The following is a 23911-nucleotide window of genomic DNA, read 5'->3' as shown; positions in this document are numbered from 1 at the left end:
TAGGGTTGAGCTGAAGAGTTGGTCCGTAGTGCCTTCTGTCCAAAGCAGTCAATGATCCAGAGGCCATTCTTCAGCTGCTACTGAATGCCGAGTACCACCTCAAACTTGGCTCCTGGCTCCAGAAGCATGGTGGCGATGGGTCGATGCTCTGGTCGCCGCAGCTCTGTCAGATTCTTCGCTCGGAGGAAGGAGGTGGGCAGACCATGGACCAGTTACTCGCTGTCGTCGCCAAAGAAGATCGAGAGCGAGTCCGAACGGAACTCCAGCAATCGCAATTGAGCGGACAAGCCGGCCGAATCAGGCATCGACTTCGCTTGAAGGATGGCGATGAGTGCTTCGTCGATCATCGCTGCTTTACAAGCTATGACAACAAAGGACGCCCTCTCTACTCCATCGGGACCCTGCAGGAGTGCCCAGGAGTTCAAAGCACCAAAGGCGAAAGATTCGATCCAAACCAAACAGACAGGCTGACCTGTCTACCCAATCGCGCAGCAACAGACATCTACATCAGTGAGCTCATCCGTGACGTCATCAGTGGAGTCAGCAAAAACACCAGGATCACAGTCACCTGCCTAGACATCGATCACTTCCAAGAGATCAATGACACGTTTGGAATCGCCAATGGAAACAGACTTTTAGTCTGGATAGCGAGACATCTTCGCGATCAGATCGCCCCGGAAGACTGGCTGGCAAGGCTCGACAGCGACAGCTTTGTCATTATTCAGACAGACGGAATCCAGAGCACTCAGGACGCCATCCAGCATGGCAAGCGGTTACAGAAGGGGCTTCGATTAACTTCGAGGAACCTAGAAAAGCTGCCATCAATACACCTCAGTGCCTGCATTGGGATCAGCACTTGGCCTGGCATCACAACAGCCGATGACGATCCGATTCAATCCGCCAGAACAGCTCTTGCCGCTGCCCAACGACGCGGGCCAGGAAAAGTTCAGGTGTATTCAGAATCCCTCAGCGCGTCGATTCGAGAGGCCCTTAACCTCGAGCAAAAGCTCTCGACAGCCATAGAAAAGAATGAACTCAAACTTCACTATCAGCTGCAGTTTGATCAAAGAGGCAGCATCATGGGAGCAGAAGCACTGCTTCGATGGGACCGTCAAGGGGAAGCCTTTATTCCATGTACACGATTTATCCCTGTCGCCGAGCAGAGTGGATTAATCGAAGACATTGGTAGCTGGGCTCTAAAGAATGCGGTTCAACAATTCGCCGAGTGGCAGCGCAACAACATCAACATCCCAAAACTATCAATCAACGTTTCAGCCGAACAACTCAACCCCGATGTTGAGCCGCTCGATGAGTTAATAACCGAAATCTGTCACCTGGAGGGCCTTTGCCCCAGTCACATCGAGCTGGAACTCACAGAAACTGCATTGCTCAAAAATCCCAATGACGCAGCAATGCGCCTTCAAAGGCTTCAAAAGCTAGGGGTTTGTCTTTGGGTTGATGATTTTGGCACAGGTTTTTCCAATCTGAAATCGTTGCAGAGACTGCCACTCAAGGGATTCAAGATCGACAAGAGCTTTGTGAGAGATATGGAGCAAGACCCTAATGATTATTCAATTGTTCGGGCCACAACCCAACTCGCCCATGGACTCGGATTGAAATCCCTAGCCGAAGGAGTTGAGTCGATCCAACAACTCCAGCAACTCAAGCGACTGGGATGTGATGGCTTTCAGGGCTTTCTTTTGGCAAAGCCGAAGAATGCCGAAGAGATGGCCAGAGAGCTCAACGACACCCTCAGCCATGCGAAGCGACTGTGCATGGCAGACGAGCCGGAATGAGTTGAGCCAGCCAGATCAAGAACCAATCGTGCAAGGCCCTAGGCCAGCAGCTCGACCAGCTTGCGTCGATACAACGACCAGCGACCCTTTCTTCCAACGGCAGTCGTTTTAAAAAGCGCTGATAGCTTGCCCCGATGCTTGCACCCTCATCGGCCGGCTTCCGGCGCCTGCTGCCGCTGCTGAAGCCCCACCGTCCCGCGCTGATCGCGGGTGGGGCCTGCATGCTCGTCTTTGTGGTCTGCTGGCCGCTCCTGGCCTGGTTGGCCGGTCAGCTGATTCCCGCGATCGGAGCCGGTGACTTCAACCGGGTGCTGCAGGTCATCGGCCTGGCCCTGACGGTCTTCATGCTGCAGAAGATCGCACAGTTTGGTCAGGACACCCTGCTGGCGGGACCGGCTCTGCAGGTCAGCCAGGAACTGCGCCGCCGGCTGTTCGCGCGGCTCCAACGTCTGGATTTCGGAGTGCTCGAGAAGCTCTCTGCTGGCGACCTGACCTACCGCCTGACAGAAGACGCCGATCGGGTGGGCGAGGTCATCTACAAGACGATCCAGGACACCACCCCCTCGGTGCTGCAGCTGGTGGTGGTCTTCGGCTACATGGTCTGGCTGGACTGGAAGCTCTCCATCGGCACCCTGCTGCTGGCCCCCTTGGTGGCCGTGCTGGTGAGCGTCTTTGGCGCCAAGGTCATGGGCGCCGCAGAAAAGAGTCAAAAACAGGTCAGCGAATTGGCCTCCCTGCTGGGAGAAGCGATCTCCGGACTCCCCCTGGTGCGGGCCTTTGCCGCTGAGCCCTGGCTGCAGCAGCGCTTTGAAGTTGAGATCGACCTGCATCGCAAGGCCCGCTACCGCACCCAGAAGCTGCTGGCCCTGCAGTACCCCGTCGTGGGCTTCCTGGAGGCCGCGGGCATCCTGGCGGTGCTGCTCATGGGCGCCGCCCGCATCCAAAGCGGTGACCTTGATGGACAGGGCTTCAGCAGCTACGTCGCCGCCCTGCTGATGCTGATCGACCCGATCAGCCATCTGACCACCAACTTCAACGAGTTCCAACAGGGCCAGGCCTCCCTCAAGCGCCTACGGGAGATCGAGCGGGAAGCGGTCGAGCAACCCGATCGCCCGGACGCCCAACCCCTGGGGCGCGTCGCTGGCGAGCTGCTGCTCGAGCAGGTGAGTTTTGGCTACGACCCGCAGCAGCCCGTTCTGAAGAACCTCTCGCTCCAGGTCAAACCTGGCCAGGTCGTGGCCCTGGTCGGTCCCTCGGGGGCAGGCAAGAGCACCCTCTTTTCCCTACTGCTGCGCTTCAACACCGCCCAGGGCGGTCAGGTGCTGCTGGATGGGCGCAACCTGGCGGACCTCAAGGCCGCTGAGCTGCGCACGGCCGTGGCGCTGGTGCCTCAACAGAGCGCTGTCTTCTCGGGCACGGTCGCCGAAGCGATCGCCTTTGGCCGGCCGGCCACCCGGGAGCAGATCCAAGCGGCCGCACGCCTCGCCAATGCCGACGGTTTCATCGAGGCCCTTCCCGGCGGCTACGACGCCCGCGTCGAAGAGCGGGGCAGCAACTTCTCCGGCGGCCAACTGCAACGGCTGGCCATTGCCCGGGCGGTGCTCGGCAACCCGGCGGTGCTGCTGCTGGATGAGGCCACCAGCGCCCTGGATGCCGAGGCAGAAGAAGCCGTGCAGAGGGGCCTCGATCAGGCCATGCAGGGCCGCACGGTTCTGGTGATTGCCCACCGCCTCTCCACCGTGCAGGGGGCCGATTCGATCCTGGTGCTCGAGAACGGCAAGATCGTCGATCAGGGCAACCACGACCTGCTGATCAGCCGCCCTGGTCGCTATCGCGACCTCTGCGAGCGCCAGCTGATTCGCGGTGCTTAACCTGGTCCCATGACGGACCAGGGCCCCACCGCCAAGCCACTCGGTGAGATGCCCATCTGGGAATACCGGGTCATCCACATCAATGTGGACAACAACAATCCCCCGGCGCCCCCAGACCCAAAGGTGGCCAGTGAGCGGATGGGCGGGAAGCTCAGCCCGGAGTTCATCAGCCGGGAGTTCCCCCAGCAGTACGGACCGGAGCAGCAGGCCAAGGCCAAGGCCGATCCGAAGCACCCCGCTGAGCAACTGCAGCACTTCCTGAACCTGCTGGGGAAGGAGGGCTGGGAGCTCACCACCACCACCCAGGTCGGGCAGCTGCTGATGTTCTTTTTCAAGCGACCGCTGCGGCCCCTGCCCAAGCAAATTGCAGCGGCAGAGAGCAAGAAAGACCCGTAAGGTGACCCGGTCTACCGCCTTGTGTCGTGACCGACTCCGCCGCCCAGATCCCCCCCGTCCTGACCTTTGAGGGGAAGCGCTACGACCTCAACACCCTGCCTGAGGAGGTAAAGGAGCTGGTGCGCGGCATGCAGGTGGCCGATGCCCAACTGCGCATGCACGAGGACACCCTCAAGGTCCTGGCGGTTGGCCGTCAGTCCATGGCCATGCAGCTCAACGACCGGCTGCAGGGCGTCACGCCGATGGCGGACTGATCAGGCGATCGGCAGACCGCGCTCGTTGAAGATCCCCTCGAATAGGACCGAGCTGAGATAGCGCTCACCGGAGTCGGGGAGGACCACAACGATCGTCTTGCCGGCATGGGCTGGATCCTTGGCCAGGCGCAGGGCTGCCACCGCGGCGGCCCCGCAGCTGATGCCGGCCAGGATCCCCTCTTCTTTGGCGAGGCGCCGGGCCATCTCGACGGCCTCCTCATCGCTGACCTGCTCGACGGCATCGACCATGGCCAGATCCAGGTTGCCGGGAACAAAACCAGCACCGATCCCCTGAATCTTGTGGGGGCCGGGTTGCAGGGCATGGCCCCCTTTGGTCTGGCTGATCACCGGGCTGTTGATCGGCTCGACCGCCACCGTGTGCAGAGGCTTGGCCAGGGTGTTTTTGATGTAGCGGCTCACCCCGGTCAGGGTGCCGCCGGTGCCAACACCGGAGACGAACACGTCGACGTTGCCGTCGGTATCGCTCCAGATCTCAGGGCCAGTGGTGTCGTGGTGGATCTGAGGATTCGCCGGGTTCACGAACTGCTGCAGCAGCACGTAGCGATCGGGATCGCTGGCGGCGATCTCCTTGGCCCGGTTCACGGCCCCCGTCATGCCCAGCCGGCCCTCGGTGAGCTCGAGGTGGGCCCCAAAGGCCGTCAGCAGCTTGCGCCGCTCCAGGCTCATCGTTTCGGGCATGGTCAAGGTGAGCTTGATGCCCTTGCTGGCGGCCACAAACGCCAGGGCAATCCCGGTGTTGCCGCTGGTGGGCTCAATCAGCTCCTTGCCGGGGCCCAGCAGACCATCCCGTTCGGCCGCCGCCACCATCGCCGCACCGATCCGGCACTTCACCGAATAGGCAGGATTGCGGCCCTCGATCTTGGCCAGCACGCGCGCTCCGCAGCCCTCGGTGATGCGGTTGAGCTGAACCAGTGGGGTGCGCCCGATCGTGAGGCTGTTATCGCTAAAGATCGCGGCCATGGGGCTCTGGGCTGCACACACAACAGTGGCCGCACCCTAAGAACTGGGCAGGCAAATAGGGAAAACGTTTCTAGGGTTCGGATGATTTCGTAGTCCTGCTGTGGACCCCAAAAACCAGCGCCGCATCGCTGCCGTTCTGCTGGCTCTGGCGGGTGCGACCTCGATCGCGCTGCCCTTCATTTCGGCCACGGCCCTGACCTTGAGCATCGGGGTGATCGCGGCGGTGGCTGGGGTCAGCCAACTGCTGCGCATCGGCCAAGCCGAGGACACCAAGGGCAAGGTCTTTCGCGGGCTCTCGGGTCTCTTCTATGTCGTGGCGGGCATCTGGGTCGTGGCCTACCCGGTTGAGAGTGAAATCAGCCTGACCCTCTTTGCCGGACTGCTGCTGATCTTTGAGGGGGTGATGGAGCTGGCCTCGGCCGCCGCCAGCCAGGCCCAGGCCCGCGGCCTGGTGCTCGCCGATGGCCTGATCACGGCTCTGCTGGGGGGACTGCTCGTGGCGGAATGGCCCAGCGACAGCCTCTGGGCCGTGGGAACTCTCTTCGGGATCTCCCTGTTCTTCACTGGGTTCAGGCTGCTGACGGCTGAGTGACCCTCCCGCCCCGGTTCATCGTTGTTGGAGCGGGGCCCGCTGGATTGAGCCTGGCGCTCCAGCTCGCCGAAGGCGGAGCGCAGGTCGAGCTGATCGAAGCCAGTGAACGCTTTAGCCGGCAGTTCCGCGGCGATGCCCTGATGCCCAGTGGTCAGGAGGCCCTGGCCCGAATGGGACTGCTGCCGCTGCTGGAGCACCTGCCGCAGCGGCCCCTGGAGGGATGGAGCGTCTGGCTCGAGCGCCAGCGCCTCTTCCAGGTGGCAGAACCCCTGGGGTCGCTGCACCCCTGCCGGCTCGTGCCTCAGCAGAGCCTGCTGGAGGCACTGCTCGAGCGCGCCCTGCGCTGCCCGACGCTGCGCTGGAGGCCAGGCCAGGCTGTCCGCCGGCTCCTCCGGTGCGATGGGCGCATCAGTGGCGTCGAGCTCAGCAACGCCGAGGCGCTGCAGGCGGATCTGGTCATCGGCTGCGATGGCCGCGGTTCACTGCTGCGTCAACAGGCCGGAATTCCACTGCGCAACTCGGGCAGTCCACTGGAGTTGCTCTGGTTTGCGCTGCCTGGACCGATCCCCAGCGATTGCGTCTGGGGTTTCCAGACCCTCGTGGCCGGCGGCCGCATCGGCAGTGCCTGCCTCAACGCCTTAGGGGATCTGCAACTGGCCTGGTTGCTCGAGCCCCAGGACAGCGCAGAGTCCCTCACCCCGCAGGAATGGGCAGAGCGGTTGGCGGCGCTGGCACCGGAGCCCCTGGCCCATCTGCTGCAGGAGCGGGGGGAGAGGCTGAGCGCCCCCGTGCGGTTCAAGGTCCAGGTGGGCATGGCGGAGCGTTGGCAGCAACCGGGTTTGCTGCTGCTTGGGGATGCCGCCCACCCGATGAGTCCGGTTCGTGCCCAAGGCATCAACCTGGCGTTGCGGGACAGCTTGGTGGCTACTGAGTTGCTGCTGGAGCGCTCCAGTGACCTCGATGGAGCAGCACAGGCCATTGAGAAACGCCGGCGGGCAGAGGTCAGCCAGATGCAGCAGCTTCAGCAGGCGGAAGCGAGGCAGGGCCATTGGCTTGGCCATCAGCGCATCCTCCGCACGGGACTGATACGTGGACGCGCCATCACCGGGCCCTTGGCGCAACGGGTGTGGACCAACAGGCAAGGACCACTACGGGACGGTCGCTGGAACGCCTTGGCCAGGGCAAACCTTCAGCCCTAAGGATCAAGACAGGCCAGCGTCACGCGCTTTGCATAGCCAAGCCCGGGGGTTGGAGCCAGAGTGTGATCAGCCGTCAGGACATGGACGACCTGGGATGTCCGACAACCTCCAAGACGAACGTTGGATCGAGATCTGCCCCCATTACGGCGGGCCGAACTGCAACGAGCACTGTGCGGCCCGGCTTCGGGAGGTGTTCAAGCACTACGACGTCAATATCCCCACTGTTGATCAGTTTTGCCCCCTGAAAGGGGAACCAACAACATCACCGCCAGAGAAGCCGCGGGATCGCTTTGAAGTGATGCACGAGCAGCCGAGCGATTGATCAACCCAAGGTGGCGGGGGACCGTCGCTCCATGGGATCCAACCACTCGGCACAACGCGTCACCGGAATCATCAACAGCATCGGCAAGGCGCAAACCGCCAACTGCGAGCCATTGAGCGGGCTTGTACCAAAGAAGGCATTCATCCAACCGGCCTGACTGAAGAGCCCTTGCAGGGCGAACGTGGCCATCACTCCCAGGGGGACGGCAGGTGCCTGGCGCAGATCCCGCAAGCGGAACGGCCAGACCTGGCGCCAATGGCTAATGGCCACGAGATAAACCAAGTGCGACAGCACCAAACCCTGCACCGCCATCGTCCGGGCCAACTGAAGATCACCGAGCTGATGCTGAGCCCAGAAGAACAGCCCGAAGATCACACACCAATTGAAGAGGGAGATCAGAATCACGCGCCGTATTAAGGCCAGGTTCAACAGGGGCTCTTCCGGCTGTCGCGGCGCCTGGCTCATCAACGCCGGGCTCAGCGGTTCAAAGGCCAGGGCGATGGACATGGTCAGCGAACAAATCATGTTCAGCCAAAGCACCTGCAATGCACTGACGGGCAAGGGGGTCCCCAGCAGACCCGCCATCAGGATCGTCATGGAGGCGCCGCCATTCACCGGAAGGACAAAGGCCAGGGTCTTCCTCAAGTTGAGGTAGACCCCGCGACCTTCTTCCACGGCCGCCTCGATCGTGGCGAAGTTGTCATCGGTCAGCAGCATGTCGGCGGCCTGTCGGGCCACCTCCGTCCCACTGCGTCCCATGGCGATGCCGATGTCCGCTTGCTTCAGAGCGGGCGCATCGTTGACGCCATCCCCGGTCATGGCCACCACTTCGCCGTTGGCCTGCAGTGCCTCAACCAGCTGAAGTTTCTGGGCTGGGGCAACACGGGCAAAGACATCGACGGAATCCACCACCTCCGCCAGGGCGTCGGAGCTCAGGGCTGCCAAGGCCGATCCATCGATGGCCTGAACCTCTCCAGGGGAGCCAATTCCCATCAACCGAGCAATGGCGATGGCCGTTTGAATGTGATCGCCGGTGATCAATTTCACCTTGACCCCAGCGGCCCTACAGGCGGCAACCGCTTGGATCGCCTCCGGTCGCGGCGGGTCCTGCATTCCTTGGAGCCCAAGAAAGGTGAAATCGCCATTGAGGTGGTGATGCTCAAGCCGCTGCTGCTGCGCACCAAGACCAATGGCAAACGCCAAGACCCGCTCGCCTTGGCCCGCCATGGCGGAGACCGCCGCCTGTATCGCCTCGGCATTGAGCACGCAACGCTGCCCCTGCGCGTCCAACGCATGACTGCAGCGCTGCAGAACAGCCTCCACGGATCCCTTCAGCAAGATGCGCTCACTGCCGTGCAGGGTCGCCATGTATTGCCGTTCGGACTCGAACGGAATCACATCGCGCCGCGGGTGCTGGTCATGGGCTGAGCGATGGTTCATCCCAACGGAATGTGCGGCCGCCAGCAGAGCCGTTTCGGTGGGATCGCCTACCCATTGGTCATCGCTACCGGCCTGTGCGTCGTTGCACAACAAGCCGGCCAGCAGGGTCTCCTGAAGAGCGAGATTGACTCCCTGGCCCGCATCGTCCATGGGCCAGAGGTCCCGCAGTGGCTGGAGAATGCCGGCGGCATAGACATGCTCGACCGTCATCCGGTTCTGGGTGAGCGTCCCTGTCTTGTCTGAGCAGATCACGGTTGTACTGCCGAGCGTCTCCACGGCAGGCAACTTGCGGATGATCGCGCGGCGTCTGGCCATCCGATGGACGCCAATGGCCAGGATGATCGTGACAATCGCCGGGAGTTCCTCTGGGATGGCACCCACGGCGAGGGCCACGGCGCCATCGAACATCTCAGCCCAATCTCGTCCCTTCGCCAGACCCACGACAAAGGTGAAGATCGCGAGCAGAACGATCAGTCGCAGCAGCGTGCGACTGAAGCCCACTAACTTGCGGGTTAAGGGAGTGGAGAGGCTGACCGCCTGATTCAGGGCCACCGAGATCTGCCCCACCTCCGTGGCATCGCCAGTGGTCACCACAACGCCTGTGCCCTGCCCTGCGATGACAAAACTCCCCGCGTAGGCCATGCAACTGCGCTCAGCGAGGGGAGCCTCTAGCTGCAACGCTCCGGTGGATTTCTCGACGGGCACTGACTCCCCAGTCAGGGCAGATTCATCGGTGCGCAAGGAGCGGACCTGCAGCAGCCGCAGATCCGCTGGAACCTTGCAGCCAGCCTCGAGCTGCACGACATCACCAGGCACCAAGGCCTCGGAATCCAGCTGCAGGGCAGCGCCATCTCGGAGCACCAAGACATCCGTGCGGACGCTGTCGGCTAAAGCCGCAATCGCGCTCTCGGCTTTGCCTTCCTGAACGGTGCCGATCACCGCATTGATCACGGTGACGCTGATGATCACCAAGGCATCCTGCGGATCACCCATGGCGAGCTTGACGGCCCCGACGATCAGCAGGGTGATCAGTAGGGGATTGTCGAACTGCTGAAGGAACCGAAGCCACAACGGCTTCAGCGGTTCTGGGCTCAGGCGATTCGTTCCGACTTGATGGACGCGCCGTTGCACTTCCGCAGGGGAGAGCCCCCGTTTGGCGTCGGTCTCGAGTGCAGCAACAACCTCACCCCCGCTTGAGACGTAAGCAGGGGTGAGGAGCGGCTGCATCGCAGGGGCATCGAGCTAGCCCTAGCGATAGCTCAAATCAGCGGACGAAGAGCATCTCCTGGTAGGTGGGCAGCGGCCAGGCGGTGTCATCCACCAGACCCTCCAGGGCATCGGCGGCCTCCCGCAGTTCACCCATGCGGACCATCAGCTGGTCGGCACAGTGACGCATGTGGGCCTCGGCGCCGTAGGGCGCATTGCCCAGAGCGGTCTCCAGGGCGGCGGCACGGTCCAGCAGCTGCTGATTCAGGCCAGCGATTTGCTGAGCGAGCGCCTTGGAGGGATTCAGGCCGATGGCCTCCTGCTCCTGCAGCGATCCAGCCAGCTCGCCGAGGTAGGCGCTGACGGCGGGGTAGAGCTGGGTGCGGGCGATCCGCACGGCCAGGCGGGCCTCCACCTCAATCGCAAGGCAGTACTGCTCGGAGTAGACCTCGTAGCGGCTCTCCAACTCAACGGGGCTGAGCACGTTGTGGCGGGAGAAGAGGTCGCGAATGGCTGGACGCTGCAGCACCGGCAGGGCATCAGCGGTGGTGCGCAGGTTCTCCAGACCACGCTCCTTGACGGCCATCTCATGCCACTCGCTGGAGTAGCCGTCGCCGCCAAAGATCACGTTGCCGTTCTCCTTGGTGATCTGCTGCAGCACCGCGAGGCTGGCCTGCTCAACGCTCTCACCCTTGGCGGTGCGGGCCTCCAGCTGATCGGCGATCCAGGCGAGGGAATCGGCCAGAACCGTGTTCAGCACCACCAGGGGACCGGCCACGGACTGGCCAGAGCCCACGGCGCGGAACTCGAAGCGGTTGCCGGTAAAGGCGAAGGGTGAGGTGCGGTTACGGTCGCCGGCGTCCTTGGGGAACTCCGGCAGGCTGTCGATGCCCAGACGCATCATTCCGCCGGTGGCCGAGCTCTTGAGCTGGCCGCCCTTGATCTGGTTGAAGACGTCCTCGAGCTGGCTGCCGAGGTAAACGGAGATGATCGCCGGAGGTGCTTCGTTGGCCCCCAGGCGGTGGTCATTGCTGGCGGTTGCAATCGCCGCACGCATCAGCGGGCCGTACTGGTGCACGCCGCGAATCACAGCCCCGCAGAACAGCAGGAACTGCATGTTCTCGTGGGGGGTGTGACCGGGATCCAGCAGGTTGCCCTGGGTGCTGTTGCCGATCGACCAGTTGACGTGCTTGCCGCTGCCGTTGACGCCGGCGAAGGGCTTCTCGTGCAGCAGGCAGGTGAAGCCATGCTTCTTGGCCGTGCTCTTGAGCACGGTCATGATCAGCTGCTGGTGATCGGTGGCCACGTTGGCCGCCTCGTGCACCGGAGCGATCTCGAACTGGCCGGGAGCCACCTCGTTGTGACGGGTCTTGGCGGGAACACCCAGGCGGTAGAGCTGGTCCTCTACGTCCTGCATGAACACCTGAACCCGCTCGGGGATAGCGCCGAAGTAGTGGTCATCGAACTGCTGACCCTTGGCCGGGGGAGCACCAAAGAGGCTGCGGCCCGAGAGCTGCAGGTCGGGGCGCAGCGCCATCAGGGCGCTGTCCACCAGGAAGTACTCCTGCTCGGCGCCGCAGCTGGAGTTGATCGGGGCGATCTCGGTCTCACCCAGCAGTTGCAGCACCCGCTTGGCCTGGCGGTTCACCGCGGCATTGGAGCGCAGCAGCGGCGTCTTCTTGTCGAGGGCCTCACCGGTCCAGGAGACGAAGACCGTGGGGATGCAGAGGGTGACGCCGTTGGGCGTGCGCATCAGCCAGGCGGGGCTGGTGGCATCCCAGGCGGTGTAACCGCGGGCCTCGAAGGTGGAGCGCAGGCCACCGTTAGGGAAGGAGGAACCGTCGGGCTCACCCTGCACCAGCAACTTGCCGGTGAAGGCGGTGATGGCACGGCCATCACTCTTGGGGGTGATGAAGCCGTCGTGCTTCTCCGCCGTCAGGTTGGTGAGCGGATAGAAGACGTGGGAGTAGTAGAGAGCGCCGCGGCTGGTCGCCCAGTCCTTCATGGCATTCGCCACGGAGTCGGCGATGGACGGGTCGATCGCACCACCTTCACGGATGGTTTTCTGAAGCGACTTGAACACCTGGCGAGGCAGGGCCTCCTTCATCCGAGCCAGGGTGAAGACGTCATCGGCCCAGATCTCGTGAAGGGCCGAAGGCTTAGTCACCGCAGCGGGCTTGCGCCGCTGAATGGTCTGCAGGGCAGCAAAACGCTCAGCGCTTGGCATGGCCACTTCGGTATCAAAGTGACACCATCATCGGCGACAGCAGGTCCGCTAGCGCAGGGTGCGCCAGTCGCCACTGGGGGTCCGGCGCTCCAGGCCAATGAACTGAGTGATCAGTTGATCCTGCATTTCAACGGGGATCGCAGGATCGATCAGCCCTTGATGGACCAGCCAGGTCAGCGCCGCGCTTTGGGCGAGCTCAAGGCTCTCGAAGCAGTCATCGAGCACTGGATGGGGTTCGCCGCCACGGTCCGTCAAACGGAATTCCACGGGGAATGAACGAAGAAGTGTCATCACCCCAAGCCTGGCGGCAACGGCGCAGCCGTGCAGCAGCGCAGGACACAGCTTCTGGTAGTCCGCTAGCTCAGCTCAAACAGCAGCAGATCCACCCCATCGGCTCCAACCTGCAGAGATGCCGGAGCCTCGCCGGCAGCCAGTCCCAGGCCATCACCCCGGACCAAGGGCTGAGGCAGGGCCAATCCACCCGTGATGATTTGCAGCCAACTGGCGCAGCGCTCGGAGGCCGGCCAGGCCAGCTCGGTCCCCGCTGGGACCTGGGCGCGCCAGAGCCGCACGGACCGATGAATCGCCATAGCCCCGTCTGCGGCCTGGGGGTCGATCAGGGGCGTCCAGCCCTCGGCCAAGGCGAAGGGCTTCTGTTCGTAGTCAGGCGGGATCCCCGCTGAGGCGGGTTCAATCCAGATCTGCAGCAGGCGGCAGGGGGCCTGGCCGCCATTGACCTCGCTGTGGACCACACCGGTGCCAGCGCTCATCCGCTGCACCTCCCCAGCCCGCAGCAGCTCGGCATGGCCCATGGAGTCGCGGTGGTGCAGCTCCCCCTCGACCATCACCGTGATGATCTCCATGTCCCGGTGCGGGTGCATGCCAAAGCCCTTGCCGGCGGCAATGACGTCGTCATTGATCACCCGCAGCGGACCGAAGCCCATCCAGGCCGGGTCGTAGTGACTGGAGAAGGAGAAGCTGTGCCAGCTGTCGAGCCAGTCGAGCTGGCTATGGAAACGCTCAGCTGCAGGACGCAACAGCGGGGGCATTACTCGGGGGCTTGAAGCCGCTGCAGTCTGGCGAGCAGGTCCGCGATGCTGTCGTCCTTGGCCGGGTGGCTGCCGTTGCTCACCAACTGACGACCCACGACGTGGGCGCCCAAGTGCGCCAATTGCAGCCGCAGAGCGGTCATCACCGTGTAACCACCGCCGCCTGAGTGGGTCGCGATCACAACGGGCCGGCCATTGAAGAGGGCCCGGAAGTCGCTGCCCTGCACCGAAAGCCAGGCGATGGCGCTGGTCAGCACCGGCGGGATCGAGCCGTTGTATTCCGGAGCGCAGATCACCCAGCGGGGGGTGGCCATCAGCTTCTGCTGCAACCCGGCGAGAGCCGCTGGGGGTCCCTGCTCCTGGGCGCGGGGCGTGAAGAGCGGCAGGTCAACGGCAGTGAGATCCAGAACCTCAGCACTACAGCCTTGGCTCTGGGCGGCCGCCGCAAAGCGCTCGGCCAGCTTGAGGTTTTCGCCATTGCTGGCGCTCAGGACGAGAACGTCAGCCATTACTTCACGCCAGGGATGAAGCGGCGCTCGTGGTCACCGCCTTTGAGCATCCGGTTCCAATAGACCCAGGGCAGCACCACGCTCTTCATGATCCACATGCTCCAGCGCTCCTTGGTGGGATCCAGGGGGAAGGAGGGGGTGGGCTGCTGCTCGTAGTTGAACTCGGCCATGATCGTCTTGCCGTAGCCGGTGATCAGCGGGCAGCAGCTGTAGCCGTCGTAGGACCCCTGACCCTGGCCGCCCTCAAGCTGAGCCAGCAGGTTGGTCACCAGGACCGGGGCCTGACCGCGCACCGCGGCGGCGGTCTTGGAGTTGGGAATGCCGCCCACATCACCGATGGCAAAGACGTTGGGGAAGCGCACGTGCTGGAGGTTGTGCTTGCCCACCTCGACAAAGCCACTAGCGGCAGCCAGGGGGCTCTGGGCCACGACGTCCGGGGCCGCCATCGGCGGGGTGACGTGCAGAAGCTCGTAGTTGATGACCTCCTCGCGGGGCTCCTCGCCCTCTTTGCTGACCTTGAAGACCGCCTCTTTGCTCGCCGGCCTGACCTCGATCAGGGTGTGGGAGTAGCGGGCATCGATGCCTTTGCGGGCCACCACCTCCCGCAGGGGCGCGGCATAGGTGGGGACGCCAAAGATTCCAGGGGTGGCCGTGGCGTAGATGACCTTGCTCTTGGCCGCGATGGCGGGATCGCGCTTGATCGCGTCATCGGCCAGGTAGGCGATCTTTTGCGGCGCACCGGGGCACTTGATCGGCATGGGCGCGCAGGTGAAGACCGCGTTGCCTCCCTTGAAGTTCTGGATGCACTCCCAGGTGTAAGCAGCGAAATCCTTGGAGTAGTTGCTACAGACGCCGCCTTTGCCCAGAGCATCAGGCAAGCCCTTGATGGCCTCCCAGTTGAGCTTCATCCCGGTGGCCACCACCAGGGCGTCGTAGGTCAGGGTTTGACCAGCGCTGGTGCTGACGCTGTTGCTCTCGGGGGTGAAGCCCGCAGCGGACTCACGGATCCAGGTGACACCCGCGGGAATCAGGCTGGCCTCGTTGCGGCGGGTCTGCTCCAGGCTGAAGACCCCGCCACCGACCAGGGTCCAACCCGGTTGGTAGTAGTGGTCGCTCGAGGGCTCAAGGATCGCGATGTCCAAGGCCGGACGGGCCTTCTTCAGGCGAGCCGCCACCGTGATTCCAGCGGCGCCGCCGCCCACGATCAATACCTGGTGATGGCCCATGGCCGCTGAATCAAGACGCGCTTACCCCAGATCTAACCAGAAGGGGGCCAACCAGGCAGCCCCGCCGCAGGATTCCAGACGGCAATGGACAAATAAAGAAGGACTCGGCCGCAATGAGACCTAAGCAGAAATACTCAAAACCTATCCCATACTCATAACGACTACGACTTAGCGCTTATGCTGTCCGCAGTTGATGCGAGTCGATGAACACCAGCAATCCCGGCACCCTGCAGAACCTCGAGGCGGCTTTTGGCGGCGAGAGCATGGCCAACCGCAAGTACTTGTTTTTCGCCGATCTGGCCAAGCAACTCGGCCATGGCGAACTGGCGCGGCTGTTCCGGGAGACCGCCCAGCAGGAAACCGAGCACGCCTTTGCCCACTTCCGCCTGCTGCACCCCGAATTAGTAGTGGAGAACCCTGAGGCCTTGAGCCAGGACGCCAAGGACGCACTGCTGGCGCGCTGCCTCGAGCTGGCCATTGAAGGGGAGACCTACGAGTTCGAGGTGATGTACCCCGAGTTCGCCGCCCAGGCGCAGCGGGACCGCGACCAGGGAGCCGTGGCGGAATTCAACGAACAGATCGATGAATCCAAGGAGCACGCCGGCGTGTTCCGAACCGCCGCTCGCAACTTCGGACTGCTGGCGCCCGTGGAGCAGCACCACGCCGGCCGCTACAGCCAGGCCCTGCAGTCCCTAACCGGCGCCGGCAGTGGAGACAACAGCGCAACGCCCACCGCAGGGCGCTGGATCTGCAAGGTCTGCGGCGTGATCTACGACCCCGCCCAAGGGGACCCCGATTCAGGCATTGCCGCCGGCACACCCTTTGAGTCGATTCCCGAGGACTGGAGTTGCCCCATCTGCGGGACCCGCAAGAGGAACTTTGTGCCTTACCAGGGCTAGTCGTTAATCGGATGGCCCCATGGACATCGCGCGGTTCAAGACCAAGGTTTTGATGATCGCGCGATCCCTCTCCACATACATTTCCTCCCAATGGGAAGGCTTCGACTTGCCAACCAAGACCTGAACATCGTCCTCGATCTCTGCAAAGAGCTCATCCACAAACCCATCGGGATGGGACCCAAAGGTTTTGTAGTCAGCGAGAGCTTTATCGAGACGCTTAATCAGGCGAGTCGTACGCGACATGGGCCAATCCGAACCAGATCAAGATTAATCAGCTACAAGGTATCGATCAACACACATCGTGCGGATCATGGCTAGCGGGGCGCAATGAGCGGGGAGCCCAGCTGATCACAACGAATCAAGGCTGATTGTCCTGTGTCCAAGTTCTCTAACCGCTGCAGCTCACTGCCTGTTTCCGTGGCCCAAAGACAGGCTTCTCGGGCTGCCGTCTCGAGATCATCGAACGCAAGCTCCATCAGGACAGGCGCTCCGTCGCATTCAACGCGATAAACAGGCAAAAGAAGGCCGCAACCTGGGGATACGCTGGCCCCAAACCAGAAGCCATCGCCTTAATCGATCGTTAATCACTGGTAAGGGCAAAGGGATGACAAGAAGCCACCCATTCGCGCAATGGGTGGCTGAGCTTGCCACCGCAGTCCTCTCTGCAAACCAGCGGTAACTGAATTCTTACCAGATGGTTCTATCTGTGGTGTGCCAAGCATCACTGTTGCTTGGGTTTAAGAACACAGGAAGCAGTGCTTGCTTCGGCACCCAGCAATCCAAAGAATTGCTCGGTAGGCACTAGATCGATGTCTGATCGAAAGCTGGCCGTCCTGTCGATCGCCATGGCAATCCTGGTGGCACAGGGCCTAACGCGGGTTGGAGTGCCAGTTGGCCCTGCGTTGTCAGGGCAATCGGGACTGTCGATCTCTGCGTCCAAATAATTTTTTTGTGCAGATGGTTTGGTATGTCCTGGGACTGGGGTTCTGTCTGCGGCTTCTGCTGGCTGCACTGATCCCACCGGGATACGACGAGGCCTATTACGTCTTCTACGGCAGACAGCTTGATCTCAGCTACTTCGACCATCCGGTTGCCGTTGGGATCTGGTCCTGGGCTGGACAGCATTTAGGTAGCAACACCCTGGCCCTGAGGCTGCCGTCGCTCCTGAGCTACACAGCGGCCTTGGCACTTCTGGCCGATGCAACGAAGCGCTGGTATGGCAAGGCGGCTCAGCTCTGGTTGGCACTGCTTGGAAGCAGCTGCCCGCTTCTGTTCATCTGCGGAGGCGTTCTCCTGCTTCCAGACAGCCCGCTGCTGCTCGGCCTTGCCCTGTTGCTCTGGTGGCTCTCGCGTCACCCGGTGATCACTCCGTCGACGGCCAGTGAGGCGCTTGAGCTTGGCGGGATTGCCGCTGCGATCACACTCTCGAAATATCACGCCTTCATCGTTCTTGCCTCCCTGCTCGTTGCCTCATTGAGCACCTCAAGGTCGAGGCAGCAATGGAGCCAACCCTGGCCTTACCTCAGTCTTCTGTTTTGGGCCGCTCTGGCCGCTCCCCTCTGGCTTTGGAATATCCAGCACGACTGGATTTCATTCGCCTTTCAATCAGGCAGAGCCGGAGCAAACAATAGTTTCGCGCTCGGCAATTCAGCCCTGTTCCTCCTGACACAACTCGGGCTGCTGTTCCCCAGCGTTGGGATCACCCTGCTGTCGGTGCTCTGGCCGAGCCATCAGGGCGCGTGGAACGTCAATCCGGCGACCCCACTCCTGCGGATGCTCTCGATCCCGCAATTGTTGGTCTTCACCGTTCTGGGAGGACGCATGCAGGTGATGGCCAGTTGGCTGGTCCCGGCCTGGTGGATCGCTCTACCGCTGGCCTCCGCCTGGATCGCATCCAAGGGGTGGAATTCACGCCGGGTGCGCGGAGGCGTTGTCCTCACGGGCTGCACCCTTCCGCCTCTGCTGTTGGTGGCCGGGCTGCAAATGCGATGGGGAATCCTTCAGCGCTGGATTCCAACCAGAGAAGACCCGTCCGCCCAGCTGATGCAGCCTGCCGAGGTGCGGAAGGCCTTGCGCGCCAACCCCGAGATCTGGAGCGCCATTCAGAAGGCGGATGTCATCGCCTCCCACCGCTATGAGATCCCAGGATTTCTGGCGCTGGCGCTTGGCAAGGAGGGATCGAGGCGCTTCACGACCTTGAGCAACGACCCACGCGGCTTTGCCTACTGGCCCTCACTCAACCCAGGCAAGACAACCCAGGGGGTGTTGATTGCCCCGGTCGAACCGGGATCGCCTCTCACGAAACGTGACTTCCCGAAGCCAGTTGATCAGATCAAATCCCTCGGGACAGTCACAGTTCAACGCGCCGGTCAGGACGCCCTTGACCTTGAAGTCGTCAGCTTTGAAGCGGGCCCAGGCGATTACCCGTGGCCCTACCGGCGCTTGAGGTCAGAAATGCCAGCTACTCGCCTGCACCGTTGATTTCGACGACCCAACTGCCGAGGTAGCCCGAGATTGGAACAGCACCTGGAGCCTGTCCGAGGGCGTTGAACTGATACATCCCCGCGCTGGGGTTGAAGATCTGCATGTAGACGCCGATCGTGGTGCCGGTTGCGACAGGCCGATCCGGGAAGATCTCGATCGCAGTGCCATCGGGTGCGACCTCCACCGTCGCCGGGATGGTCTCCAGACAGCGGGTCTTCGAGGCAATGCCTCCCTGCTTGATTGTGCAAAGACTCACGTCGGAGGGGTTGATCTTCGCGTCGAAATAGGAAGGGACTGAAATTGCGAGCTTGAGCAGGGCAGTTTTGCGGTCTTTCGGACCCAACACCAAGTAGTAATCCGATCGGGCTCCCGCATCAGCCAGGGTCAAGAAGTAATAGAGCTTCCGGAAGTCGCGAGAATTGTCCCAGCGAAACTCAAAGCCTGAGCTCGAGCCTGCCTGCGCATGAGCGACCGGCGCCGACAAGGGAGCGGCAAGCGCCAAGCAAAAGGCAGAGAGAGGCAGCAGTCGCTTGATCAACTGAGTGGATCTTTTACGCATGGCCAAACTTTATCGATCGAGGCGCCTGCTCGATCCTGGACAGCCCATCAACTGACTGGAGACGGGCTTCAATCTGCTCCTACGACAAGGAGATGGAGCGAACAGACCGCGAGGAGTTCCACCTGAAGTTAAGAATCAGTTAAGGGCACTTAAATAAGTACTTAAGAGCTTCAATTGCTGGTTCCAGCTTGTATGCAGGCACACAATCTGCATGCAGCCGTAATTACCGAGTGGTAATTTTTCGCTAGCTAATTTTTAGCTGACTCATTTTTGGGTCGTCTCAATTCCTCTTTTGGTGTGAGGACCAATGAAACTGTTCCAGAAGCTTCTTCTGGCGCCTGCAGCTCTGGGCCTTCTGGCTCCTGTTGCTGCAAACGCCGCTGACGTCAACCTCTCCGGCTTCAGTGCTTACAGCACCGAAGAGCAGGTGACTTCGATCACCCAGTTCTCCGACGTGCAGCCCACCGACTGGGCCTACCAGGCACTGAGCAACCTGATCGAGCGCTACGGCTGCGTCGCTGGCTACCCCAACGGCACCTTCCGCGGCAACCGTGCGATGACCCGCTATGAAGCGGCCGCACTGCTGAACGCTTGCCTCGACCGGATCACTGAAGTGACCGACGAGCTCAAGCGCCTGATGAAGGAATTCGAGCGTGAGCTCGCCATCCTCAAGGGCCGCGTCGACGGCCTCGAGGCCCGCGTGGGCGAACTGGAAGCAACCCAGTTCTCCACCACCACCAAACTCGAAGGCGACTACTACTGGGCCCTGGGCGGCGTTACCGCCACCGGCGGCAACAGCAACAGCGCTGGTACCGGCAGCAAGGACTGGTACAACAAGAACTACGGCGCCATGCACATGGTGTACGACGCTCGCTTGAACCTCAAGACGAGCTTCACCGGCAAGGACTTGCTATACACCCGTCTGCGCGCTGGCAACTTCGACAACAGCCCCTTCGATGGCAAAGGCTTCAAGCTGACCAAGTTTGACAAGGCCGAAGCCACCGATAACGCTGTCATCATCAGCCGCCTTTACTACCGCTTCCCCGTCGGTAAAGAGTTCAAGTTCGCCGTTGGTCCCGTTGCTCGTAACACCGAGTTCCTGGGCACCAAGCCCTTCTATTACAAGGGTTGGTCTGGTCTGGACTTCTTCCAGCTCTTCGGCGCTCCTGGCACTTACAACAAGGCCACCGGCTCCCTGGTTGGTGCCATCTGGAAGCAGAAAGTGAAGAAGGGCCAGCCCTACTTCACGGTCTCCAGCAGCTATGTCGCCGCAAAGCCCAATGGTTCTGATGGCAGCCGCGGCATCATGACCAGCAAGAGTGAGGCCTCGACCCTGACTCAGCTGGCCTACAACGCCAACCAGTGGAAGGCCAGCTTCGGCTGGAACTACACCCAGTGCGGTGACGACACCACCCGCTCTGGCACCCAAGCCGCAATGGTTGACATCCCTTGCAACGGCATCGACGGCAACATCGTTGACGCACGTACTGAGGGCCACCGCAACGGCTTCGCCGCAACTCTTGCCTGGCGTCCCAAGAAAACCGGCCTGATCCCCTCGATCAGCACCGGCTGGGGTTACAACGCTTACTCCTACAGCACCCCTTACACCGGCAGCAAGCCTGCTCAAACCGGTGCCGCTAACAAGAGCACTGGCCAGCCCAACATTGCTGGCAACCTGAACGTCATGAACATTCAGTCCACACAGTCCTGGACTGTTGGTCTGCAGTGGGATGACGCCTTCGCCAAGGGCAACACCGGCGGCTTTGCCATCGGTCAGCCCACCTTCGTCACCAGCACCCGCAACGGCACTACCCCGTTCGACGCTGGCTACGTGATGGAAGGCTTCTACAAGTTCCAGGTCAGCGACAACATCGCTGTGACCCCGGTGCTCTTCTACATGAGCAACCCCAGCTCCGCCGGTGCTGGTTATGCGCAGACCTCCAACCAAGGTTCCAACCTGGGTGTCTTCGGTGGCGCTCTGACCACCCGCATCAAGTTCTGATCTAGCGATCGGAGCAAGACGCAAACTCCTCACGCATCCACTCACACACCAAACCCACGGCCCCCTGTTTCGGCAGGGGGCTTTTTTCTGCAACTACCAACCACCAAGCGAACGCCTCAGCTTTAGTGTGGGTTTCAGAACAAACCGACGGCATGGGGCCCGACAGCATCAGCCAGGACAGCCAGCAGCGCTCGGCCTCCAACACCAGCCTCAAATGGGGCAGCGATGGCGAGCTCTCTCCGGTGGATCTGCAGAAGGTGCTCGAGCGGCTGACCAACCCTGATCTCACCCAGTGCGAGCTCGACGAGCAGAACCCCAGCTGATCCCGCTGAAAAGGTGTCCTGGGCTACAAGCCCCCGCCTTAAGAATGGGTGGATGAGTACGCCCTCACCAGCCAGCAACGCCGCGCGTCTGTTGGTGGTCGAAGACGACGACACCATCCGCGAAACCGTCTGCGAAGCGCTGGAGCTCGAGGGCTTTTCCGTCACCCCAGCCACCAACGGCCAGAGCGCCTGGGATCGGCTGAAACGGGACCCCTTCGAACTGATCGTTCTCGATGTGATGCTCCCTGGCATCAACGGGCTGGATCTCTGCCGCAAGTTGATCGAGTTGCCGCAACGGCCCCTGGTGCTGATGGTGAGCGCCCGGGACACCGAAACCGATCGGGTGCTCGGCCTCGAGCTCGGGGCCGATGACTACCTGGTGAAACCCTTTGGCATCCGCGAACTCGTGGCCCGCTGCCGGGCGCTCCTGCGCCGCCACCAAGCCAGCGATCAACAGCCCAGCGAACTCAAAGCGGACAACCTCAGCCTCTTCCCGGCTGAATGCCGCGTCTGCCTCGATGGTCTTGAGCTGAAGCTCTCCCCCAAGGAGTTCAAATTGCTCGAGCTCTTTATGCAAAACCCCAAACGCGTCTGGAGCCGCGAGCAACTGATTGAGCAGGTCTGGGGCTTCGACTACATCGGCGACAACAAGACCGTGGATGTGCACATCCGCTGGTTGCGCGAAAAGATTGAAGAGGACCCCTCCAACCCGAGCAAACTGGTGACGGTGCGGGGATTCGGCTATCGCTTTGGCTAGGCGATGACGATGCAGACCGCCCTACCGCTGGCCCTGGGTTTTGGGCTGGGCGCCCTCAGTGTGGGTCTCTGGCGCGAAGGGAATCGCAAGAAGAAGGTCATGGCCACCCGCCTTCGGCGGCGCCAACCGATCCCTGAACTGCAGTTGCGCGAATGGATCAGCGCCGCACCGCAGGGCTGGCTGGTGCTCGATGCCCAAAACCGAATCGAGATCATCAATGAGCGGGCTGAGTCCCTCTTGGTCAAAGAGAGTTCGCTCGCTCCCCAGCTCCAACACCTCAATGACCTGGAGCCCAGCGCCGAGCTGCTGCACCTGCTGGAGCTCAGCCGCAACACCCGCCTGGCCCAACGCGGGGAATGGAGCCTCGGGCGCAATGACCTCTCGGTGCGAGTGATGCCCGGCGAGAGGGGCTGGCTGGCCCTTCAGATCGACGGCAGCAACCCCCTGAAAAATCAGCTCAAGCAGCAGGAGCAGTGGGTCAGTGATGTGGCCCATGAGCTCAAAACCCCGATCACGGCCCTGCGGCTGGTCAGTGAGAGCCTGGCCCTCAGGGCCGAGGGACGCCAGGCGGTCCTGGTGGAGCGACTGGAGAAGGAACTCGAGCGATTGCAGCGGTTGGTGGGGGATCTGCTGGATCTCTCCAGACTCGACAACACCCTGGTGAGCCGCCGCAAGCGACCCGCCTGCATCGACCCAAGGGATGTCGTTGGCCAGGCCTGGTCCACCCTGCAGGAACTGGCTCAGCCCCGGGGCATTGACCTCAGCGTTCAGCCGATGCGCGATCAGGCCAGACAGGTGGCCGTCGATCCGGCTCGCCTGCACCAGGCCCTGTTCAATCTGATCGACAACGCACTGCGCTACAGCCCCGATGGCAGCAGCATTGAGCTCTCGATCGAGGAGCGGGACCGCTGGTGCCTGATTGCCGTGCGCGACCGGGGCCCGGGGCTCAGCGAAGAGGACCTCGAGCGGATGTTCGAGCGCTTCTACAGAGGGGATCCAGCCCGTGTCCGGGGTCCAGGGAGCGGGAGCGGACTGGGGCTTGCCATCGTTCGCCAGATCGCCCTCAGCCAAGGGGGCCTGGTGCGGGCCCGGAACCACCCGGAGGGAGGAGCGGTGATTGAGCTGCTCCTCCCCAAGGCCTAAGCCTTAGGCGGCTGCGCTAATCGGCAGGTTGCAGATCACCAGCTGGCGCTGGCTGCTGAGCTTGAGCCAGCCTTCCTCCTTGAGCAGACCCAAGACCCGAGTCACCGTGACGCGGGTGGTGCTCAGGGCACCGGCAATGTCCTGGTGGGTCAGGCGCAGGTTCAGGCGTAGGCCGTCTTCGCAGGGCTGGCCATACTCCTCAGCCAGCAATTCCAGAAAGCCCCGGACCCGGTCTTCGACGCGGCGCAGACCCAACAGGGAAATGAGCGCCTCGGACTGACGGGTCCGGCTGATCAGCGCCAGCATCAAGGTGCTAGCCAGGTGGGGGGTCTGCTGGATCTCGTCCATCGAGAGGCAGAGCAGATCGCAATCGCTCAGCGTCGTGGCTTCGTAGAGATCGAGGTTGCTGAGCGGTTCACCGAAGGGTTCATTCGGTCCCGCCAGGCCCAGGAGAACATCCTCCCCCTGCTCATTCATCGAGCTCAGCTTGACCATCCCGCGGGCCACCAGCCAGACGTGGTGGCGAAGCATGGGCACGCGACTGCCGGCCGTCAGGCTGACCAGATCGCGTCGCTGGAACGTGTCTTCGAGCATGCTCCGCGAGCTCGAGGAACGGCTAGGTGTGAAAACCATGGAGCGATGTGCTCAGGCGTCCAGCGGACTGTATGGAGGGTGA

At 62.2% G+C, this 23911-nt stretch carries 23 protein-coding genes; 13 read left to right on the top strand and 10 right to left on the bottom strand.

Going from position 1 to position 23911, the window contains the following annotated elements; all coding sequences use genetic code 11:
- Window positions 1-143: 143 nt before the first annotated feature.
- The 4 genes from CB0205_RS14865 to CB0205_RS0112480 all read left to right on the top strand — a co-directional run bounded on the left by CB0205_RS14865 (window position 144) and on the right by CB0205_RS0112480 (window position 4317).
- Window positions 144-1796, top strand: a complete 1653-nt coding sequence (locus tag CB0205_RS14865) for a GGDEF and EAL domain-containing protein (RefSeq protein WP_010317802.1) — start codon at window positions 144-146, stop codon at window positions 1794-1796.
- Between the two features lie 134 nt (window positions 1797-1930).
- Entirely contained in the window at window positions 1931-3667 is a 1737-nt protein-coding gene (locus tag CB0205_RS0112490) for an ABC transporter ATP-binding protein (RefSeq protein ID WP_010317801.1), read from the top strand.
- Between the two features lie 9 nt (window positions 3668-3676).
- Window positions 3677-4063: a hypothetical protein gene (locus CB0205_RS0112485; RefSeq protein ID WP_010317800.1), complete on the top strand. Its 387-nt coding sequence runs from the start codon at window positions 3677-3679 to the stop codon at window positions 4061-4063.
- A gap of 26 nt (window positions 4064-4089) precedes the next feature.
- Window positions 4090-4317 carry a DUF6447 family protein gene (locus CB0205_RS0112480; protein ID WP_010317799.1) on the top strand — a complete coding sequence of 76 codons (228 nt, stop codon included), beginning with the start codon at window positions 4090-4092 and terminating at the stop codon, window positions 4315-4317.
- Here CB0205_RS0112480 and cysK read toward each other — a convergent pair whose 3' ends face one another.
- A complete protein-coding gene (gene cysK / locus CB0205_RS0112475) occupies window positions 4318-5298 on the bottom strand; it encodes a cysteine synthase A (protein WP_010317798.1) in 981 nt (326 codons plus the stop codon).
- A 100-nt stretch (window positions 5299-5398) separates the two neighbouring features.
- Here cysK and CB0205_RS0112470 point away from each other — a divergent pair, with 100 nt between their 5' ends.
- The 3 genes from CB0205_RS0112470 (at window position 5399) to CB0205_RS0112460 (ending at window position 7411) form a co-directional block, all read left to right on the top strand.
- Window positions 5399-5890 carry an HdeD family acid-resistance protein gene (locus tag CB0205_RS0112470; RefSeq protein ID WP_010317797.1) on the top strand — a complete coding sequence of 164 codons (492 nt, stop codon included), beginning with the start codon at window positions 5399-5401 and terminating at the stop codon, window positions 5888-5890.
- Complete coding sequence (locus CB0205_RS0112465; protein WP_043706110.1) at window positions 5887-7089, top strand: FAD-dependent monooxygenase; 1203 nt, start codon at window positions 5887-5889, stop codon at window positions 7087-7089. Before CB0205_RS0112470 ends, CB0205_RS0112465 begins: the two co-directional genes overlap by 4 nt.
- A gap of 94 nt (window positions 7090-7183) precedes the next feature.
- On the top strand, window positions 7184-7411 hold the full coding sequence (locus tag CB0205_RS0112460; protein WP_010317795.1) for a hypothetical protein: 228 nt from the start codon (window positions 7184-7186) through the stop codon (window positions 7409-7411).
- Here CB0205_RS0112460 and CB0205_RS0112455 read toward each other — a convergent pair whose 3' ends face one another.
- From CB0205_RS0112455 to CB0205_RS0112430, 6 genes are all read right to left on the bottom strand, one after another.
- Window positions 7412-10078 carry an HAD-IC family P-type ATPase gene (locus CB0205_RS0112455; RefSeq protein ID WP_010317794.1) on the bottom strand — a complete coding sequence of 889 codons (2667 nt, stop codon included), beginning with the start codon at window positions 10076-10078 and terminating at the stop codon, window positions 7412-7414.
- Window positions 10079-10115: 37 nt separating this feature from the next.
- Window positions 10116-12284 (bottom strand): glutamine synthetase III, encoded by a 2169-nt coding sequence (locus tag CB0205_RS0112450; protein ID WP_010317793.1) that lies wholly within the window; start codon window positions 12282-12284, stop codon window positions 10116-10118.
- 48 nt (window positions 12285-12332) lie between these two features.
- The gene (locus CB0205_RS0112445) at window positions 12333-12575 is read right to left on the bottom strand and encodes a hypothetical protein (protein WP_156797979.1); all 243 of its coding nucleotides are present in this window, start codon (window positions 12573-12575) and stop codon (window positions 12333-12335) included.
- 65 nt (window positions 12576-12640) lie between these two features.
- A complete protein-coding gene (locus CB0205_RS0112440) occupies window positions 12641-13333 on the bottom strand; it encodes a pirin-like bicupin family protein (protein WP_010317791.1) in 693 nt (230 codons plus the stop codon).
- Window positions 13333-13842: an NADPH-dependent FMN reductase gene (locus CB0205_RS0112435; protein WP_010317790.1), complete on the bottom strand. Its 510-nt coding sequence runs from the start codon at window positions 13840-13842 to the stop codon at window positions 13333-13335. Before CB0205_RS0112435 ends, CB0205_RS0112440 begins: the two co-directional genes overlap by 1 nt.
- Window positions 13842-15068, bottom strand: a complete 1227-nt coding sequence (locus CB0205_RS0112430; protein ID WP_010317789.1) for an FAD/NAD(P)-binding oxidoreductase — start codon at window positions 15066-15068, stop codon at window positions 13842-13844. Before CB0205_RS0112430 ends, CB0205_RS0112435 begins: the two co-directional genes overlap by 1 nt.
- Window positions 15069-15271: 203 nt before the next feature.
- On the opposite strand from CB0205_RS0112430, the gene CB0205_RS16700 reads away from it, so the two are divergent.
- Window positions 15272-15967, top strand: coding sequence for a rubrerythrin family protein (locus tag CB0205_RS16700; RefSeq protein WP_010317788.1), 696 nt, complete (start codon window positions 15272-15274; stop codon window positions 15965-15967).
- Between the two features lie 3 nt (window positions 15968-15970).
- On the opposite strand, the gene CB0205_RS0112420 is transcribed toward CB0205_RS16700, so the two are convergent.
- On the bottom strand, window positions 15971-16210 hold the full coding sequence (locus CB0205_RS0112420) for a hypothetical protein (RefSeq protein ID WP_010317787.1): 240 nt from the start codon (window positions 16208-16210) through the stop codon (window positions 15971-15973).
- A 714-nt stretch (window positions 16211-16924) separates the two neighbouring features.
- Here CB0205_RS0112420 and CB0205_RS0112410 point away from each other — a divergent pair.
- Window positions 16925-18448: a glycosyltransferase family 39 protein gene (locus CB0205_RS0112410; protein ID WP_156797978.1), complete on the top strand. Its 1524-nt coding sequence runs from the start codon at window positions 16925-16927 to the stop codon at window positions 18446-18448.
- On the opposite strand, the gene CB0205_RS0112405 is transcribed toward CB0205_RS0112410, so the two are convergent.
- Window positions 18429-18953: a DUF2808 domain-containing protein gene (locus tag CB0205_RS0112405; RefSeq protein ID WP_232197328.1), complete on the bottom strand. Its 525-nt coding sequence runs from the start codon at window positions 18951-18953 to the stop codon at window positions 18429-18431. The two genes, CB0205_RS0112410 and CB0205_RS0112405, sit on opposite strands and share 20 nt — an antisense overlap.
- Before the next feature lie 364 nt (window positions 18954-19317).
- On the opposite strand from CB0205_RS0112405, the gene CB0205_RS0112400 reads away from it, so the two are divergent.
- The 4 genes from CB0205_RS0112400 (at window position 19318) to CB0205_RS0112385 (ending at window position 23235) form a co-directional block, all read left to right on the top strand.
- Window positions 19318-21012, top strand: a complete 1695-nt coding sequence (locus CB0205_RS0112400; protein ID WP_010317783.1) for an iron uptake porin — start codon at window positions 19318-19320, stop codon at window positions 21010-21012.
- A 152-nt stretch (window positions 21013-21164) separates the two neighbouring features.
- Window positions 21165-21335 (top strand): hypothetical protein, encoded by a 171-nt coding sequence (locus CB0205_RS16425; RefSeq protein ID WP_010317782.1) that lies wholly within the window; start codon window positions 21165-21167, stop codon window positions 21333-21335.
- Window positions 21336-21387: 52 nt separating this feature from the next.
- Entirely contained in the window at window positions 21388-22092 is a 705-nt protein-coding gene (locus CB0205_RS0112390; RefSeq protein ID WP_010317781.1) for a response regulator transcription factor, read from the top strand.
- A gap of 3 nt (window positions 22093-22095) precedes the next feature.
- Window positions 22096-23235, top strand: coding sequence for a cell wall metabolism sensor histidine kinase WalK (locus tag CB0205_RS0112385; protein WP_010317780.1), 1140 nt, complete (start codon window positions 22096-22098; stop codon window positions 23233-23235).
- Between the two features lie 3 nt (window positions 23236-23238).
- Here CB0205_RS0112385 and CB0205_RS0112380 read toward each other — a convergent pair whose 3' ends face one another.
- Window positions 23239-23829, bottom strand: a complete 591-nt coding sequence (locus tag CB0205_RS0112380) for a helix-turn-helix domain-containing protein (protein ID WP_010317779.1) — start codon at window positions 23827-23829, stop codon at window positions 23239-23241.
- Window positions 23830-23911: the final 82 nt, after the last annotated feature.

This window comes from Synechococcus sp. CB0205, from assembly GCF_000179255.1.
GTDB lineage: Bacteria > Cyanobacteriota > Cyanobacteriia > PCC-6307 > Cyanobiaceae > Vulcanococcus.
Note: the sequence above shows the minus strand (reverse complement) of the source record. Positions and strands in the feature narration are given on the sequence as shown.

Coding starts and splice junctions, on each gene's coding strand:
- CB0205_RS14865 (WP_010317802.1), top strand. CDS start 144: ATGCTCTGGTCGCCGCAGCTCTGTCAGATTCTTCGCTCGGAGGAAGGA.
- CB0205_RS0112490 (WP_010317801.1), top strand. CDS start 1,931: ATGCTTGCACCCTCATCGGCCGGCTTCCGGCGCCTGCTGCCGCTGCTG.
- CB0205_RS0112485 (WP_010317800.1), top strand. CDS start 3,677: ATGACGGACCAGGGCCCCACCGCCAAGCCACTCGGTGAGATGCCCATC.
- cysK (WP_010317798.1), bottom strand. CDS start 5,298: ATGGCCGCGATCTTTAGCGATAACAGCCTCACGATCGGGCGCACCCCA.
- CB0205_RS0112460 (WP_010317795.1), top strand. CDS start 7,184: ATGTCCGACAACCTCCAAGACGAACGTTGGATCGAGATCTGCCCCCAT.
- CB0205_RS0112455 (WP_010317794.1), bottom strand. CDS start 10,078: ATGCAGCCGCTCCTCACCCCTGCTTACGTCTCAAGCGGGGGTGAGGTT.
- CB0205_RS0112450 (WP_010317793.1), bottom strand. CDS start 12,284: ATGCCAAGCGCTGAGCGTTTTGCTGCCCTGCAGACCATTCAGCGGCGC.
- CB0205_RS0112445 (WP_156797979.1), bottom strand. CDS start 12,575: ATGACACTTCTTCGTTCATTCCCCGTGGAATTCCGTTTGACGGACCGT.
- CB0205_RS0112440 (WP_010317791.1), bottom strand. CDS start 13,333: ATGCCCCCGCTGTTGCGTCCTGCAGCTGAGCGTTTCCATAGCCAGCTC.
- CB0205_RS0112435 (WP_010317790.1), bottom strand. CDS start 13,842: ATGGCTGACGTTCTCGTCCTGAGCGCCAGCAATGGCGAAAACCTCAAG.
- CB0205_RS0112430 (WP_010317789.1), bottom strand. CDS start 15,068: ATGGGCCATCACCAGGTATTGATCGTGGGCGGCGGCGCCGCTGGAATC.
- CB0205_RS16700 (WP_010317788.1), top strand. CDS start 15,272: ATGAACACCAGCAATCCCGGCACCCTGCAGAACCTCGAGGCGGCTTTT.
- CB0205_RS0112420 (WP_010317787.1), bottom strand. CDS start 16,210: ATGTCGCGTACGACTCGCCTGATTAAGCGTCTCGATAAAGCTCTCGCT.
- CB0205_RS0112410 (WP_156797978.1), top strand. CDS start 16,925: ATGGTTTGGTATGTCCTGGGACTGGGGTTCTGTCTGCGGCTTCTGCTG.
- CB0205_RS0112400 (WP_010317783.1), top strand. CDS start 19,318: ATGAAACTGTTCCAGAAGCTTCTTCTGGCGCCTGCAGCTCTGGGCCTT.
- CB0205_RS16425 (WP_010317782.1), top strand. CDS start 21,165: ATGGGGCCCGACAGCATCAGCCAGGACAGCCAGCAGCGCTCGGCCTCC.
- CB0205_RS0112390 (WP_010317781.1), top strand. CDS start 21,388: ATGAGTACGCCCTCACCAGCCAGCAACGCCGCGCGTCTGTTGGTGGTC.
- CB0205_RS0112385 (WP_010317780.1), top strand. CDS start 22,096: ATGACGATGCAGACCGCCCTACCGCTGGCCCTGGGTTTTGGGCTGGGC.
- CB0205_RS0112380 (WP_010317779.1), bottom strand. CDS start 23,829: ATGCTCGAAGACACGTTCCAGCGACGCGATCTGGTCAGCCTGACGGCC.